This is a genomic window from Verrucomicrobiota bacterium, from assembly GCA_037139415.1.
Taxonomy (GTDB): domain Bacteria; phylum Verrucomicrobiota; class Verrucomicrobiia; order Limisphaerales; family Fontisphaeraceae; genus JBAXGN01.
In genome coordinates, this window is sequence record JBAXGN010000196.1 from 1 (window position 1) to 15,162 (window position 15,162).

General features: G+C 57.6%; 10 protein-coding genes. 2 read left to right on the forward strand and 8 right to left on the reverse strand.

Going from position 1 to position 15,162, the window contains the following annotated elements; all coding sequences use genetic code 11:
* Window positions 1-168: 168 nt before the first annotated feature.
* The gene (locus WCO56_24715) at window positions 169-2,976 is read right to left on the reverse strand and encodes a glycosyl hydrolase (GenBank protein ID MEI7732798.1); all 2,808 of its coding nucleotides are present in this window, start codon (window positions 2,974-2,976) and stop codon (window positions 169-171) included.
* A 151-nt stretch (window positions 2,977-3,127) separates the two neighbouring features.
* Here WCO56_24715 and WCO56_24720 point away from each other — a divergent pair, with 151 nt between their 5' ends.
* Complete coding sequence (locus WCO56_24720; protein MEI7732799.1) at window positions 3,128-4,018, forward strand: EamA family transporter; 891 nt, start codon at window positions 3,128-3,130, stop codon at window positions 4,016-4,018.
* Between the two features lie 329 nt (window positions 4,019-4,347).
* On the opposite strand, the gene WCO56_24725 is transcribed toward WCO56_24720, so the two are convergent.
* The gene (locus WCO56_24725) at window positions 4,348-4,911 is read right to left on the reverse strand and encodes a TlpA disulfide reductase family protein (protein MEI7732800.1); all 564 of its coding nucleotides are present in this window, start codon (window positions 4,909-4,911) and stop codon (window positions 4,348-4,350) included.
* A gap of 257 nt (window positions 4,912-5,168) precedes the next feature.
* Between WCO56_24725 and WCO56_24730 the strand changes: the two genes are divergently transcribed.
* Entirely contained in the window at window positions 5,169-7,190 is a 2,022-nt protein-coding gene (locus WCO56_24730) for a threonine--tRNA ligase (protein ID MEI7732801.1), read from the forward strand.
* Between the two features lie 120 nt (window positions 7,191-7,310).
* Here the strand turns inward: WCO56_24730 and WCO56_24735 are convergent, their stop codons facing one another.
* The 6 genes from WCO56_24735 to WCO56_24760 all read right to left on the reverse strand — a co-directional run.
* Window positions 7,311-8,312: a hypothetical protein gene (locus WCO56_24735; GenBank protein ID MEI7732802.1), complete on the reverse strand. Its 1,002-nt coding sequence runs from the start codon at window positions 8,310-8,312 to the stop codon at window positions 7,311-7,313.
* 9 nt (window positions 8,313-8,321) lie between these two features.
* Complete coding sequence (locus WCO56_24740) at window positions 8,322-8,567, reverse strand: hypothetical protein (GenBank protein MEI7732803.1); 246 nt, start codon at window positions 8,565-8,567, stop codon at window positions 8,322-8,324.
* An 81-nt stretch (window positions 8,568-8,648) separates the two neighbouring features.
* Entirely contained in the window at window positions 8,649-10,199 is a 1,551-nt protein-coding gene (locus WCO56_24745; GenBank protein MEI7732804.1) for a choice-of-anchor Q domain-containing protein, read from the reverse strand.
* A 367-nt stretch (window positions 10,200-10,566) separates the two neighbouring features.
* Window positions 10,567-11,514 carry an alpha/beta hydrolase gene (locus WCO56_24750; GenBank protein ID MEI7732805.1) on the reverse strand — a complete coding sequence of 316 codons (948 nt, stop codon included), beginning with the start codon at window positions 11,512-11,514 and terminating at the stop codon, window positions 10,567-10,569.
* Between the two features lie 52 nt (window positions 11,515-11,566).
* On the reverse strand, window positions 11,567-12,601 hold the full coding sequence (locus tag WCO56_24755) for an LOG family protein (protein ID MEI7732806.1): 1,035 nt from the start codon (window positions 12,599-12,601) through the stop codon (window positions 11,567-11,569).
* Between the two features lie 163 nt (window positions 12,602-12,764).
* On the reverse strand, window positions 12,765-15,162 hold a 2,398-nt coding region (locus WCO56_24760; protein ID MEI7732807.1), incomplete at its 5' end, for a hypothetical protein.

Consider the following 15,162-nt stretch of genomic DNA (forward strand, 5'->3'; position numbering starts at 1 on the left):
AGTCTCGCGGAATGGCTCGAAAAAGACAAGGTTTAACTTAACATAGTAATACTAGCGACGCCAGCAGCAGGGCGGTAAGGGTGAAGGATGTGAGTCTGTTCATGGGTTTCCCGGTTGTGCGTTTGTTGACATTTTTCTGCATATTGCGTTCCTGCTTGTTCCCGCCGGTCACCGGCCCACGACAAAGATACTGTGCAAGGCGGGCAGCGAGAGTTTAAACCGCGTGACCGGCTCGTCATGGACGGTCTCGGATGATGCGTCGAGCGGTCGGGTGGCACCGGTGTGCGGGTCCCACAACTCGAGTCTTAGTTTCCCGCGCAACTGCACATCGGAAGCAACATCGAATGCGCTGGCGTTGGCGAAGAAGTAAACTTCCGCGCCCGGTACGGAGCGATGCAGGTAGGCGAACGCTCGGTTACCGCCTTCGTAAGCGTCGGGATCGCCTGTCAATTTGCCGCCGTAATCGTGTGCTTTCCGGTAATTGCGCGGGATGTCGGTGGCGTGGGTGATGCGCACGTCCCACGCAAAACCCAGGCCGTCGAGGGCCTGCAACAAAGTTGTTTCGTTCGGCTCCGGCACGAATACGCCCCTGCCGCCAGGACCGAACATTTCTCTCGCGAGACGGCGGACCTCCTCGTCATGCCCAAACTCGGCGGATTGTTCCGGCAGGCAAGTTGTCGCGATGACGCGTCCGCCGGCGGCAAGGAAGTCACGCGCCTTTTGCAGGTTGCCAACGCGGATGCTCCGGCAAGCGGGCAGGATCAGGACGCGGTAGCGCTCCCAGTTGTTGGTGTTGGCGAGTACGAACTCGCGACCCTCAACCCGGCAGCGCGTGTCCACGATTTCCGGATGCAGAAAGGTGAAGTCGCGGCGCAGCTCGCCGGTCAACAGACGCGCGAGTTCGTAGTAGTCACTGCCGGGAATCGGATCCTTGCCGTGGGTGAACGGGAGCAAGCCGACGTGATAACGCGCGGCGAGATCGTCAATCGGATACAAGATGCCGATATCGGCGGCGTGCCGGCCGGCGCGCAGCAGCGTTTCACAGCGGGCAGCCCATCGGTTGTAGCGCGGTAGCTCGGCGCTGTAAGCCGGGTTGCGCCAGGAAATTTCCGGCACGATTCGCATCTTGGCCGGATCCCACCAGGTGCCATGGGGAAGCAGGTAGTTGATGCCGCGCGCATAGATCTCCATCCCTGCGCGATAGAGCATGTTCGAGTCGTTCGACATCTGCTGGTGGAAATTGCCGTAAATTTCGCAAACAACGGTGGGGCGGTCGAAGTTGTAGGCGGCTGACGCTGGAATCTTGAACCCATCAATACCGTGATCGAAGTAGTGGATGTAGTCGGTCAGCGGCGCGCCCTGATATTTATACCAGAGGATCGCGTCACCGGACGATTGCAGCGGATTTGCGCGATACGCCGCGGCCGGATGGCCGGAGCAAATCATGTTATGATTGTCGCACCACGCCTGCACAGCGCGTTGGTACCCTTCGGCGAGCAGTTCGTTGCGCAGGCCGAGCAGGCTGGCGCGCGCGGCGGCAGTGTCGGCCCCAATGTTCTCCCACAGCGCGGGATAGAGCGCCTCCGCCGAACGGCCGAAGCGCGCGCGGAATTTTTCGTTGAACGTTGGCGTCCACATCAGGCAGTCGGGAACATGATAGGTCGAGAGGTCATCGTAGAACGTCATCCGGATCGTCGTGCCGAAGTGTGCGGGGAATTTCTGCGCGAAGCGATCATAGGTCAGCCCGATGAACTTCTGCATTGCCTGCGGATCGAGATAATCCACGAAACGTTTCGCCGGCGCCGTGGCGCAAACAAATGCCTGTACCTCCCAGCGGCCGGCGGGTACGGGCCAACGGACCGCCGCCTGTGGCGGCCTCTCGACCTGGTGCTCAGCCACGCGGCGGCCGTCAATCCACGTTACCACGCTGCCGCCATCCACGACCAACCGCACATCGTAAGCGCGATTCGTCTCGAACGGGAACGACACGCTGGAAAGTGTCCGGTAGCCGCCGTGCCTGATATGTGGACGGATCGCCTGCGTCCGGGCATTGAACTGCCAGAAGATGAGATCGTTCTCGTCTTGCACCCCAAACGCAAGCGCCGCCGCTGTGCGTACGATGGTCAGACGGGTCTCGATGATAAACTTCGCGGGCAGCTTCAGATCCTTCACCGACATCGGCAGGCAACCCGTCGCGTGCAAGCCGTCCTTCTCGACATGGGATGCACCTGGAGCAAGCCATTTGCCGCTCACTGTGCCCGTGAACTTGTCTTCGCACAGCACCGTGCCGTCGGCATTCAATACGCGGAAATATTCGTAGCGCCCTTCTTCTTCTGGCGGCTGTCGGAAACCCGCACTGCCGCCGATGCCACCCGATGTCGCCACGGCGAGCCTTGCCTCCGCCGACACCACCCGCCGCTCATTGTTGTCGAGATTCTTCGCGACGACGCTCATCACCGTTCCCGTAGGCATCGGCACCACCGCCTCGCCGGGACCTTGAACCGTCGCCGTACCGCGAGCGAGATATTTCATCAGATCATCTGGATACCGCTCCGCCATCTGATTGCCGGCGGTGCCGGACGGGAAATCACAATCGTCGTAGAACACGACCGTCATGCCGAGTTCCTTCGCGGTGTCGAGGATGCAACCGTACATCTCGAAGTATTCGTCGCTGAGATAAGCCGGTTCTGTTGGCGGCTTCATGCGGAAGAGCGTCAGCGGCGCGACGCCGCCAAAGCCATCGTGGTCGCGCATCTGGAGCAACTGTTCGCGGATCTCCGCCTTGGAGAGCTTGCCGTTGAGCCACCACAGTGTCGTCGTGCCCGATCCCTTGGGATTCACGAAGCCTGCGCGCAGATCCTCGAACTCTTTCGGCCCTGCCTGCTCCGCCGAAACGATGGGCGTCGGATTGGCCGCTCCCGTTGCCAACAGCACCGTCGCCAAGGCCAGAATCGTTATCTTATGGATTTGTTTCATGCCAAAAAGTCTAGCAGGCCTGTCAATAATTCCAATGATTTCACAGATTAGCGGGCTTGACCACTCAGAGCGGGGGATTTAGCGTGCCGGGCTATGAACGATGAGATAAACGCACAGGCGGGGTGCCGTAACGGGCGGTGCCGATAAGCCCATGCTCACCGCGCTCTTCGTATTTGCAAGGATCGTCGCCAACCCGGTCTCGAACGTCTTTCAGAAGCAGCTCGCGCAACGGGCGGCAAATCCCGTATTCATCATCGGGGTCACGCACGCGCTCCTGACGCTGATGGTGCTGCCCTTTATGGGTGGCATGTGGGCCGTCAAGCTCGGGTCGGCGTTCTGGACAAACATGGCGATCTGCGCGGTCCTGGCCGTCGTGGGCAATGTGCTGCTCGTTTATGCGTTGCGGTCCACCGACCTTTCGGTCCTCGGCCCCATCAATGCCTACAAGGCGGTGCTCAGCCTTGGGCTGGGGGTGTTCTTGATCGGCGAGATACCCACCGCATTCGGGCTGGTTGGGGTGCTGCTGATTCTGGCGGGAAGCTACTGCGTCGTTGACCGTGCCCCGGACCAGCCCCGTGGCGACGCCTTCGTGCAGTTCTTTCGGGAGCGCGGCGTCCAACTCCGGTTTGCGGCGCTGGTCTTCTCGGCAACCGAGGCGGTCTTCCTGAAGCGAGCCGTGTTGCACTCCTCACCGGTGATCACGTTTTGCTTCTGGTCCATCCTCGGGCTGCCGGTCGCTACCGCGGCCATTGTGGTACTGCTCAGCGGCGAGGTCGGGCAGGAAATACGACGGCTCCGGCAGCATTGGCGTACCTACGTGTGGCTGGCGATGACGACCGGACTCATGCAATTGACGACCCTCCTTACTTTCGGAAAACTGCAAGTTGGGTATTCCCTGGCTCTGTTTCAACTGTCGTCCCTGATCAGTGTGTTCCTGGGCTACCGCTACTTCCGGGAGCGCAATATTCGTCGTCGGCTCGTCGGCGCAGTGATCATGGTTGCGGGCGCAGCATTGATTGTCGCCCTTGGCCGTCGAGCCTGATCCGCCGTGAGTGACACGAATCACCTTATACCATTTTCACCCTGCAATTGTACCACTACAAATCAGCGAGTGGTTGAGTAATTAAAGGTATGCCGACTGGGAAGTCGGCGACACAGCAGGTTTGGAAACCTGCGGTACGGGGGGACCCGTCCGCCGCGTTTTGTGCCGCAGACTTCCAAGTCTGCTGTGTCGCAGGTTTCCTAACCTGCGGGGCGTTAGAAATTCGCGAGCGTTGGGAAATGGCAAACGGTCTGCCGACTGGGAAGTCGGCGACACAGCAGGTTTGGAAACCTGCGCCACGCGAGGGCGGGCGAAGCCAGGGCTGAATATTATTTGGCGCTGGAAGGAACCGGCGTTTCATCCAGCAATTTCTTGACGACCGACTCCACGTGCTGAGGTTGCAACCCGATGATGCGGACGATGCCCTTGCGGTCCACGATCGCATAGGTGGGATAGTAATTGACTGCCCAAGCCTGCTGGGATTTAAGCTGCGGATCACGGGCGGTTGGGTACTCGATGCCTTTGGTTTTCACCGTCTGATCCATGGTCTCCTGACCCCGCTTCGAGGTGCAAACGCCGACGATGACCAAACCTTTATCCCGGTACTTTTTCAACAGTTCATTGTTGTGCGGGATGGCGGCCATACACGGTCCGCACCAAGTGGCGTAAAAATCCACCACCACCACCTTGCCTTTCAGGTCCGCAGGCTTGACCTCGCCGTTTACCCACCCCGTCACGTCCAGCGCGGGCATGGGCTTGTTTTCGAGGGCCGCGTGTTTGGCACGGCTTTGGGCGTCATCGTCCCAGGTCCAGGCATCTGGAAACTCGCCCGCACGAGCCGCCAGGACAACCGCGAAGGCAAATGCAACAATCCATTTGGATGATGTAATCATAGGCGTAAGGGTACTATGCGATGCGGATTTGGTCAAACCATCGGTAATGAACCCATGTTACTTACGCTTCTCACCCCTGACATTCGTCATTGCCAAACCGGGCGGGTTTGCATAGTTTCACACCACGATGAACAGTGGCAGGACCACGACGATGTTTTAGCGTTCACGGAACCCATTCCGCGAACGCAGCGCCTCACATTCACCTGTTGAGGCGTTTTTGTTTGATGGGTGAAGCGTAATTTTGAATTTTAACATTTATGGAAGGCGCCAAACACGAGATAGATCGGAAGACACTGGAACAGCGGGATCAGATGAACGACTTGCAGCGGATGCGGCATTCGTGCGCGCACGTCATGGCTGCCGCTGTGCTGCGCCTCTGGCCGGATGCGATGCTGGACATCGGCCCGCCCACCGACGAGGGTTTTTACTACGACTTCGATCTGCCCAGCCACCGGTTCACCCCGGAGGATTTCTCCAAGATCGAGGAGGAGATGAAGAAGATCACCAAGGAAAACCAGGTGTTCGAGAAATCCGTCAAGACCCGCGAGGAAGCCCGGGTATTTTTTGAAGGACGCGGCCAGAAATTCAAGGTCGAACGCTTAGGCGACATTCCCGAGGGCGAGCCCATCTCGTTCTTCCAGAACGGGGAGTTTACAGACCTTTGCGCCGGACCGCACGTCATGCGCACCGGGAACGTCAAGGCGTTCAAGTTGCTCCGCATCGCCTCCGCCTATTATCGCGGCAACGAAAAGAATCCGCAGCTCCAACGTCTCTACGGAACGGCCTTCCAGAATAAAACCGAACTGGAGGAATGGCTCAAGGCTCAGGAGGAAGCCAAGAAGCGCGATCATCGCAAGATCGGCAAGGACATGGAACTGTTCACGTTTGATGATGACGTTGGGCCCGGACTGCCGCTCTGGATGCCCAACGGTGCCGTGCTCATTGAAGAACTGGAAAAGCTGGCCAAGGAAACCGAGTTTCAGGCGGGCTATGTGCGCGTGCGCACGCCGCATCTGGCCAAGGAATCCATGTACAAACTCTCCGGTCATCTCCCGTATTATGCGGAGTCCATGTATCCGCCCATGGAACTAAAGATGGAACCGGGTGAGGAAAGAAAGTTAGATAAAGAAACTCAAGATGCCGCTAAAAAGGCACAGAGAAAAGAGGATGATATTATAGCCTTGGGCAGGCCTGAAGAACAAGCACGGCTAAAAGCTGAAGGTTTTTCACAGGAAAAGTTGGGTGAGATAATATTAGATATGGCAAACGATTATCTTCCAACAGTTACCAACGCCATCGCGCTTGATAATACCGCCCGCGTTACAAAGTATTATCTCAAGGCGATGAATTGCCCGCACCATCACAAAATCTTTGCGGCGGTGCCCCGCAGCTACCGCGATCTGCCGTTGCGCCTGGCGGAGTACGGTACCTGCTATCGCTATGAGCAATCTGGTGAGTTGATGGGGCTCATGCGCGTGCGCTCCATGCAGATGAACGATGCGCACCTGTATTGCACGCCAGAGCAATTTGCTGGTGAGTTTCGCGCGGTGAATGAGATGTACCTGAAGTACTTCAAGATTTTCGGCTTCGCCAAGTACCAGATGCGCTTCAGCACCCATGACCCGGCACGGTTGGGGCAGAAGTTCGTGGATGAACCGGAGTTATGGAAGCAGACGGAAGACATGGTGCGTAAGGTGCTCCAGGATTCCGGCATTGATTTCAAGGAAATCCCGAATGAAGCGGCATTTTACGGGCCCAAGATTGACGTGCAGGTGTGGAGCATCAGCGGCCGTGAGTTCACCATCGCGACGAACCAAGTGGACTTTGCCGTGCCGAAGCGTTTCGGCTTGGTCTATAAGGACCGCGACAACACCGAGAAGACGCCGCTCTGCATCCATCGTGCCCCGCTGGGAACGCACGAGCGTTTCATCGGGTTCCTGATCGAGCATTACGCGGGCAACTTCCCGCTCTGGCTCGCACCGCAACAGGTGCGCGTGCTGCCGATTGGCGAGGACCTGGTGCCGTACGCCCGCGAGATTACCGAGGAGTTGCGCAATCAGTTTGTCCGCGTCGAACTGGACGCCTCCAACGACAAGATCAACGGCAAGATTCAAAACGCGGAGCGCGAGAAGGTGCATACCATGCTTGTCGTCGGCCAGCGCGAGAAGGATGCCGGCAACGTGTCCGTGCGCGTGCATGGCAAAGGCAACGTAGGCGTGAAGCCGCGCGCCCAAGCCATCGCGGAGATTTTGCAGGCGATCAAAGAGCGCACGGCTTAAGTTGATCCAGTATGGCCAAGGACGGGGTGCATCCGGATTCCACCGGCAACGCTGCCATCGCCAGTGCCATGCCCCCGAAAATCAGTGCGCTCGTATCACCGTGATGCAATGTTATGGTTATCAGCGCGGCTCGTGCAGTTCCGCAATGCCGATGCCTGACTCACCTGCCACCGAGTAGAGCAGATACACACGTGCATCGGTATCGGTGAAAATCGCGGGATCGCGCAGGGCATTTTCCGATCCTTTGGCGGCCCCGGCGGCGGATTTTGCCAGTGGCAGTTTGATTCCCTCAGCCTCGGTTTCCGGGCGCAGCACCTCCTGGACGGAACCGGCCTGCCAGGTTTTCCAGTCTCCGTTAAACGGTACCTTGCATCGCAGGATTCGCTCCGGGGCATCGCCGATGTTCGAATAGTAAACCCACAGGGTATCGTCCACCGGTTGCAGCGCGACGTGGCGCGGTCCCGGTGAGTTGGCGTCTCCATCCTCCACGCTCCGCGCCGCGCCATCGGGAAGTGGATTGCCGCCCTTTTCAAATTGGGTCAACCCGTCTTTGGAGCGGTAAAGCTGGCCGCCCTTGGCCATGGCATACCACCAACCGTCCCGTTGAAAGACGCGGAAATAAAACATTCCCAGCGGTTCGGCGGAGGCCTTGAAATGCAGCCCGTCCCCAGAAACGGCCACGTAGGAAAGCTGTTTGCTGGCGGTTTTGTCTGGTCCGTGAAAGTACATGCGGAACTGGCGATTGGTTTCATCCACCAGCACATCGGGTGAGGCAATATGCCCTTTGCAGCCGGGGGCCTCCGCCAGTTGCAGCGTGCCGGAGGCATGGATTTTCCACGGGCCCTTCAGATCATCGGCATAGGCCAGGCGGATATATTTTCCGCTGTGATGCGCGAAATAGAGGTAGTAATTGCCCAGCCGCCCCGGTGCCCAAGCCGGCACGCGAATCAGCGACGGTCCATTAATATTGTTCACGTCCTTGCCTGTCAGCATCTCCGGGCGGATGATCGGGCTTTCCTTGAGGCGGGAGACCTTTATTTTCGAAACGTCCGCGCTCCAGGTTGCCAGAGTGACGCTCAAGGCGATCATCGCCAATCCGATCCATGCAGTTTTTCCAATCATATCATTGTATCAGGTGGCACGCTCCAAGTTGCGATAACTTTCCTTCATGCGCGGGTGCATCTTTTGCCAGTCGTTGACCCGGCGCATCAGGCCCACAATGGCATCCGGTTTGAACGCGCCACCCACCCGCGCGGCGGGGAGGAAAGGTGGGAGCAATCCCAGCCAGATCAGGCTGGCAATTGCAAGCTGGAAGAAACGCAACAAGCGGCACATTGTATCGGTTGGAAAGAGATAAGGTTTTATTCTGGTGCGCATGAGGTTACCCGGCAAGGCGTGGTTTTGAGAAGGCGGGTTGTTCATTGGAATGAAAAGTGTCGTTTTCCACCATGCATGTAATCAGGGCAGCCTGACACATAGGCGGTAAAAACCCGCTGGTTGGCTATTTGTGTCTGTCATGGTTTGCAGACTGCCCGTGCCGGTGACTTCTGATTGGCAGTTTGTCCACAACCCTTGGGTTGGGTTCGAGGAGCGAAACAATGTATATACGCGGTTAGAGGAGCCGATGAAGGCAAAGGTGAGTGGTGCCGATACGCTTGCTCTGGTCATGTTGATCCGCAATACCGAATTTGCATTGGTCGGGTTGGTGTCTGCCACCCACTCTTGCCAGATGGACATTCCATCTCCATCCAGATCGGTGTCGTCCGAGGATATGGAAGGTGACAATCCCTTTTGGCACAGCCAGATCAGGTAGGAATTGGTTGTGCTGCTTTGAAATTCGTAAGCACCCATGTCCACGGTTCCACCCACAATCCTTGATCGTCCGTCCAAGTCCACTCCACCCCGGGCGTAGATGTTATCGCCCGCATTGATACATGGAGAGTTGGGTGCCAGTCGCAGATTACCCGCGGCTAAATCCACGAAGGCAGGTTCGTTGGTGATATTGCCTGTAGTGTTAAGAAAGGGTACCGCACACGAATTTACCACCCCACCATTGAAGTTAGCATTTGTGTCCGCCCGGTTATAGTACACAATGGAGTTATACGCCGTGCCGAACGCCATGCCGCCACCATCCTTGGCTGAGTTACCCACGATGGTGCAATTGGTCCCACTACCCTCACATGCGCCTCCTCCGAAGTTCACAGCGGCGTTGGTAATCAGGACACAATTTCTTAAATTACTTGAATCGGCTCCCCCACCGCGCTCGCGCGCAAAGTTGCCAACGAGCAAGCAGTTGTTCAGACTGCTGTAATAGGCTCCCCCACCTTGATGCGCTATATTCCCGATTAAGCTACAGTTGGTTAATATGCTTTCACGTGCTCCCCCGCCGTACCAGGCAACCGAATTACTTGTCAGCGTGCAATTGTACAAGGTGCTGGAGTAGGCTCCCCCGCCATGACCATTCCAGACCGAATTGCCGATCAAGTTGCAATTGGTTAAAAAACAGTCGCTGACTCCGCCACCCACTGCATCGCTTGCGTTCCCGTTCAGCACGCAATTAATCAAGGTACTGTTTCTCGCTCCTCCGCCGTCATGGGAGGCGGAGTTGCCAGACAGGACACAGTTGCTCAGGATACTGAAAGCTGCGCCTCCGCCAATGCTGGCCGAATTGCTTATCACGCTGCATTTGTTCAGGGTGCCGCCAAATACTCCGCCACCACCGTGCCCTGCCGAATTACCCGCCACCACACAGTTGGAAATCACCGAATCAGTAAACTCACACCAGATGCCACCCCCATATTGTTCGCTTCTGGAATCACCATCAGTGCGGGTGGCTCCATTGGTTAGTGTAAATCCTGTTAAGGTGGCGCCGTTGGTCAAGTACACACAACGAATTGCTCCATCACCGTTGGTTGTTTCCGGTACTTGGTAACCTTTAATGATGGTTGGCGCAGGGCCGTTAACACTGGCTACGATCAGCGCCTTTGTTACGGCCAAGCGATTGGTCATATTCCCATAAACTGCCACGCCACTGGTTTCGTAAACCCCATTTGTTACCAGAACTGTGTCACCCTCGGATGCAGCATCTATCGCAGCTTGAATATTCGTGGCCGCAGTGCCCCAAGTAGTGAAAGGAAACACATGGCTTCCATACAAGGAAACATATCGAGTGGTTTGCGCCTCGCACTGAATTACCAACAAAGGCAGGAAACAAATCACCAAAAGCACTGCAAGCAGTGCCCTTCCAAGCTTTTCACGCCATAATATAATCCACAGCCTTATCGTAAACCTGCTCATACTCCATTCTCTTTTATTTTTGTGATTCTCAAACTCAAATATGTATCGGAACCCTATTCCTATTCTCCAACCGGTGTGTTTACGGCGTCCGTTTAAACTGCTGCAGCCATTTCGCACAGCGCTCCGGCCAGGTGGCGGGTTCGCCGCCGTGAATTCCCAGGCCAAAGCCGTGTCCGCCTTTGTCGAAGAGGACCAGCTCGCAGGGCACCTTGTTTTTCTCCAGCGCCGCTTTGAACAGCAGGCTGTTCTCCACTTTCACGCCGTCGTCTTTGGCGTGGACGAGAAAGGTCGGCGGCGTCTCCGCGTTGACGTGCAGTTCATTCGAGTATTCCTCGATCAGGCTGGCGTCCGCGTTGGCGCCCAGCAGGCTTTGGCGTGAGCCTTTATGCCCCACCGGGTCTTTCAGAGAAATAACCGGATACACCAGGATCAGAAAATCAGGGCGGGAACTGAATTTGTCCAGCGCGTCCGTCGCCGTTGGTTTGGCGCTCTCCCAATGCGTACCCAGCGTCGCGGCCAGATGCCCGCCAGCGGAGAAACCCATGATCCCAACCCGCTGCGGATCAAGCCCCCATTCAGAAGCATGAGCCCGCGCCAGTCGCACCGCGCGCGCCGCATCCAATAGCGGCCACGGTTTTCCGTTCCGGGAAAGCTCGGCGCGCGGCATTCGGTATTTAAGGACCACGCCCGCAATGCCGTTGGAGTTCAACCAGCGCGCAACATCATGCCCCTCCTTATCAATGGCCAGGCCGCCATAACCGCCGCCGGGACAAATTACCACGGCGGCTCCGGTAGCACGCTCAGCGGGGGCCGGGTAAACCGCAAGGGTTGGTTGGGTAACATTTCGGGTGGAACGATCCGGTTTGTCGGTCTTGCTGCGTTCGACGGTTTGTTCCGGTTTGGCGTCCGGCATCGTCGGCAGTTTATCCGCGGGCCACAATGGAATTACCAGCGGCTCAGCCGCGCCAATTGCCTGCGCCAGCAGTAGCATCAGCGAGACGATTCCGATTTGGATGGTTCGGTGCATGAGGGCAGCCTAACTCTGAGCAACCCTTCTGGCCATCCCAAAACGCTGCCATTCACCAGCAATTCAGCACGTCGATCAATTGGCGCAAGCGACCATAGCCACGGCGGTTGAACCCGAACGCGATGCGCGGCAACGCCACGTCATCGTCATCGTCCCGCTCGTCCGGGGTGGCTTCCTCCAAAATGCGGAACGGCTCTCCCTGAATCAGGTCGGCAAAATCCTCGTGCAACCCCTTGATTGCTGATTCCGTCGGGCGATTCTTTAAACGGATGACCAGCAAATCTTTCACATAGCGGCTGCTATGATAATTGCGATAAAAGCGCGTTATGTATTTGACCGCTTGCTCCGTGTCATCGGTGATCTGGTACAGGTTCAAATCCTCCGGCGATATGAGTTCGTCACGCAACAGGTGTTCGCGGATGTTCCGGTCCCACGTTTTCCAGTACGTGCCGCCCGGACGATCAATCAGCACCAGCGGTATCAGTTGGCTTTTGCCGGTTTGCATCAGCGTCAGGGCTTCGTAGCCTTCGTCCATCGTGCCAAAGCCGCCCGGGAAGAGCGCCAGTGCATCCGAATGCCGCAGGAAGGTCAGCTTGCGGGTGAAAAAGTACTTGAACGTGACCAGTTTTTTATCGCTGGAAATCACCGGGTTGGCGCTTTGCTCCCACGGCAGGCGAATGTTGGCTCCAAAACTCATTTCCAGCCCCGCGCCTTCATGACCGGCCTGCATGATACCCGGCCCGGCCCCCGTGATGACCATGAACCCGGCTTCTGCCATCTTGCGGGCAAATTCCACCGCTTGTTGGTATTCCTTTTTGGTGGGTTGCGTGCGCGCCGAGCCAAAGATGGTCACTTTACGCCGCTCCGAATAAGGGGCGAAAACGCGAAAGGCATAACGCAATTCACGCACCGCCGTCTGGATGATGCGAACGTCGCCGCGATGTTCCACCTGCTTGAGTAATTTGAGGGCGTTTTCGACTACGTCGGCCACCAAATCCTCATTGTATCCACCGCCTTGGAAGGCGATCAATTCCTGAATTTTCTTTTGCAGCGCCGTATCCACCGGTGCCTTTGCCCGTTTTTTCATACGCGGGAAACGTAGTTTGTTTTTTATGAAACTCAAAATTTAATTGCGGCAAGGCGGTCTCCCTGATCCGGAGCGGACGAGCAACCCCGTGCTGAACAGTGCCATCAGCGACGGTTCAGGGACGGAGGCGATGGATTGGAAGTCGGGGCATCCGGGCGAAGATTTACCATTCCGCCCGGTCGAAGACCCGGCGGCCGTCACGAATGGCTTGGCGGTTCGCCTGCTCGCGCTGCCGCCGGGCGACGTATTTTTGCTCCCGCCATTGGTCGAGTTCGCAGGGCGTGAAATTCTCCGCGTCCGCCTCCGGGCATTCGTTCAGTGCCTGCCGCCCGGCGCGGATGATTTCCAGGGCCGCCAGGTAATTCGTGCCTTGGTGGTCGGAGATTTTTTCCAGGCACGGGCTCAATTCCGGGCGATCGAAGCTGATTTGCGGCCCTTGGTTGCCTGCGTGGGAGGCCAGCTTGCCGAATTTCAATCCGGTCAATTCTTCCAGGCGCTTCAACTGTTTACCGTCCAGTGGGGAGCGGCCGGCCAGATTGGCAGGATGGGCGCTGGCGTATGAGGGATAATACGGGGCGTTCAGATCAATCCAAGTCACGATCCGCTCGAAATCCTCCGGTGATAGTTTAACGCCGCAATGTTCATCGCGGATGGCCTTGACCAGTTTGCTGGCAGGCGAACCCCAGTAGGCGGGTTGGGTGACCGCCGGCCCAGCACCCACCACGGTAATGAACTTTTTCCGCCACAATTCGTTATAGGAGGCGTTGAACACCAGGTCGCGGTCGCCAGCCAGGTTTAGCACGACACCGCCAGCCTTGCCAAAATCATGGCAACTTACGCACCACCGGTCGAAGACAGGTTGCACTTCCCTGCGGTAGCTGAATTCCCGGGGCGGGCCGTGCCACCCGGCCAGCGGCATCGGTGGCCGCCGGGTATCCACCACATACGCGCTCTTGAGCGGCGTGGAGCGGCGGTCCTCATGGCACCCCACACAACTGGCTTGTTCGCCGGATTGCGCCATGGTGCCGCTGCGCATGGATTGCACCATCATGCCCCGGGCATCCAGCAGTTGGAAATACACAAACTTGTCGGCGGGTACGGCAAACGCCACCGAACCGTCCTCGGCCACCGGCACGGTGCCCAGGATGCGTTTATTGCTGAAGTCGTGCCAATTCATGGCTGGGGCTTCCTGGCCCTGGCCGTCCCAGCCTGGCCCGGTCCAGAAGCGTTTCTCGGGCGACTCCACCACCCGCAGCCATTTGATGCTGCCGCGTGGCACGCCTTGCATGTGCGTCCCTTGATAGACATCCTGCACGTAAAAGGAACCCTCTTGGTTGTCAAAGTACCGGCGGGTGGGAATGACCGGCGGCCGCGGGCGCGGCGTCACCGGCATCGGGTCGAAACAACCTGGCTCTTCCGTATGCAGCAACACTTCATTGCCGAACGTGTCCAGCAGGTAGATGCCCATCTGTTCACCCTGCCCCGTCATGCGCGCACAGAGGAAATAACGGTCATTCAAGGGATAGGGATCCTCATACTTCACCTTGAGGCGGGCGAAAGAATCAAAAATTTGCCATCCCTCGGCCTTGATCAGGTTCGTCGCACTGGCTGGCCAAAGGTGTACCACCGGTTGACTGCCATCCATTCCCAGGCTGGGATCCACAATGGCGATTGCGCCCCAAGGCCGGTCATGGCAGGAGCTAAAAACGCACACCGCCCGGGTGGTGCCGGGGATGATCCGCCCCTCCAGCACGCCCCCCGGAGACGCGGTATTGTTCCCCCAGTACAACGCGTGGCTGGTACCGTCCGGGTTAACGGTCCAGAGCGCCTGCGCGTCCCCGAAGTTGCGGTCCACGTATTCCCACCGGTCATACAGGATGCGCCCGTCTGGCATCAGGGAGCCATGCCCTTCAAAGAGCGTACTCTTGCCGATCTGGTGGATGTTCGCGCCATCGCCTTCCATACGATACAGGTTGGCCATGATGTGCCGGTTGCACATGCAATACTTCGGCTCGCGCGTGGAGGAAAACGCAATGCCGCCGTCCGGCAAGTAGAGCGGGTCCAGGTCGTCCACGTCGCGGGCAAAGGTCAATTGTCGCAACCCGTTGCCATCGGCCTCGATTTCATAAAGATGATAACTGTCCGCCACGTTGGTCCGCATGGAGAACAGAATCTTGCGGCCATCGAAATGCACCTCTGGATCGCGAACCACTCCTTCCGCGAGCTGGATCAATGTCTTGGTGACGCCGCCAGCGGACAAGTCCAGCACTTTCAACTCCCCGCCAGGCGTGTAAGTGCCGGTGTTACATTCATGCTGGGCGGATGGAAAGAACGTGGCGGTGTTGTGATGATCCTTTTTGTATTGGTGCCGCACCACAAATAATAGCGGCTGGCCGCTAACCAAAGGGTTGGCTGCCAGCGCTTCACGCTCCAGACGCGCAAAGTCCTCCTTTGTTTGAATATCCTCCTGAACCTTGCCGATGGCTGCCAGGCGTGCTTCAAGTTGGTCTAGCAGCCTGTCGGACTTAACAATGCGGATTTTTTGCAGGTTTTTGAATAAA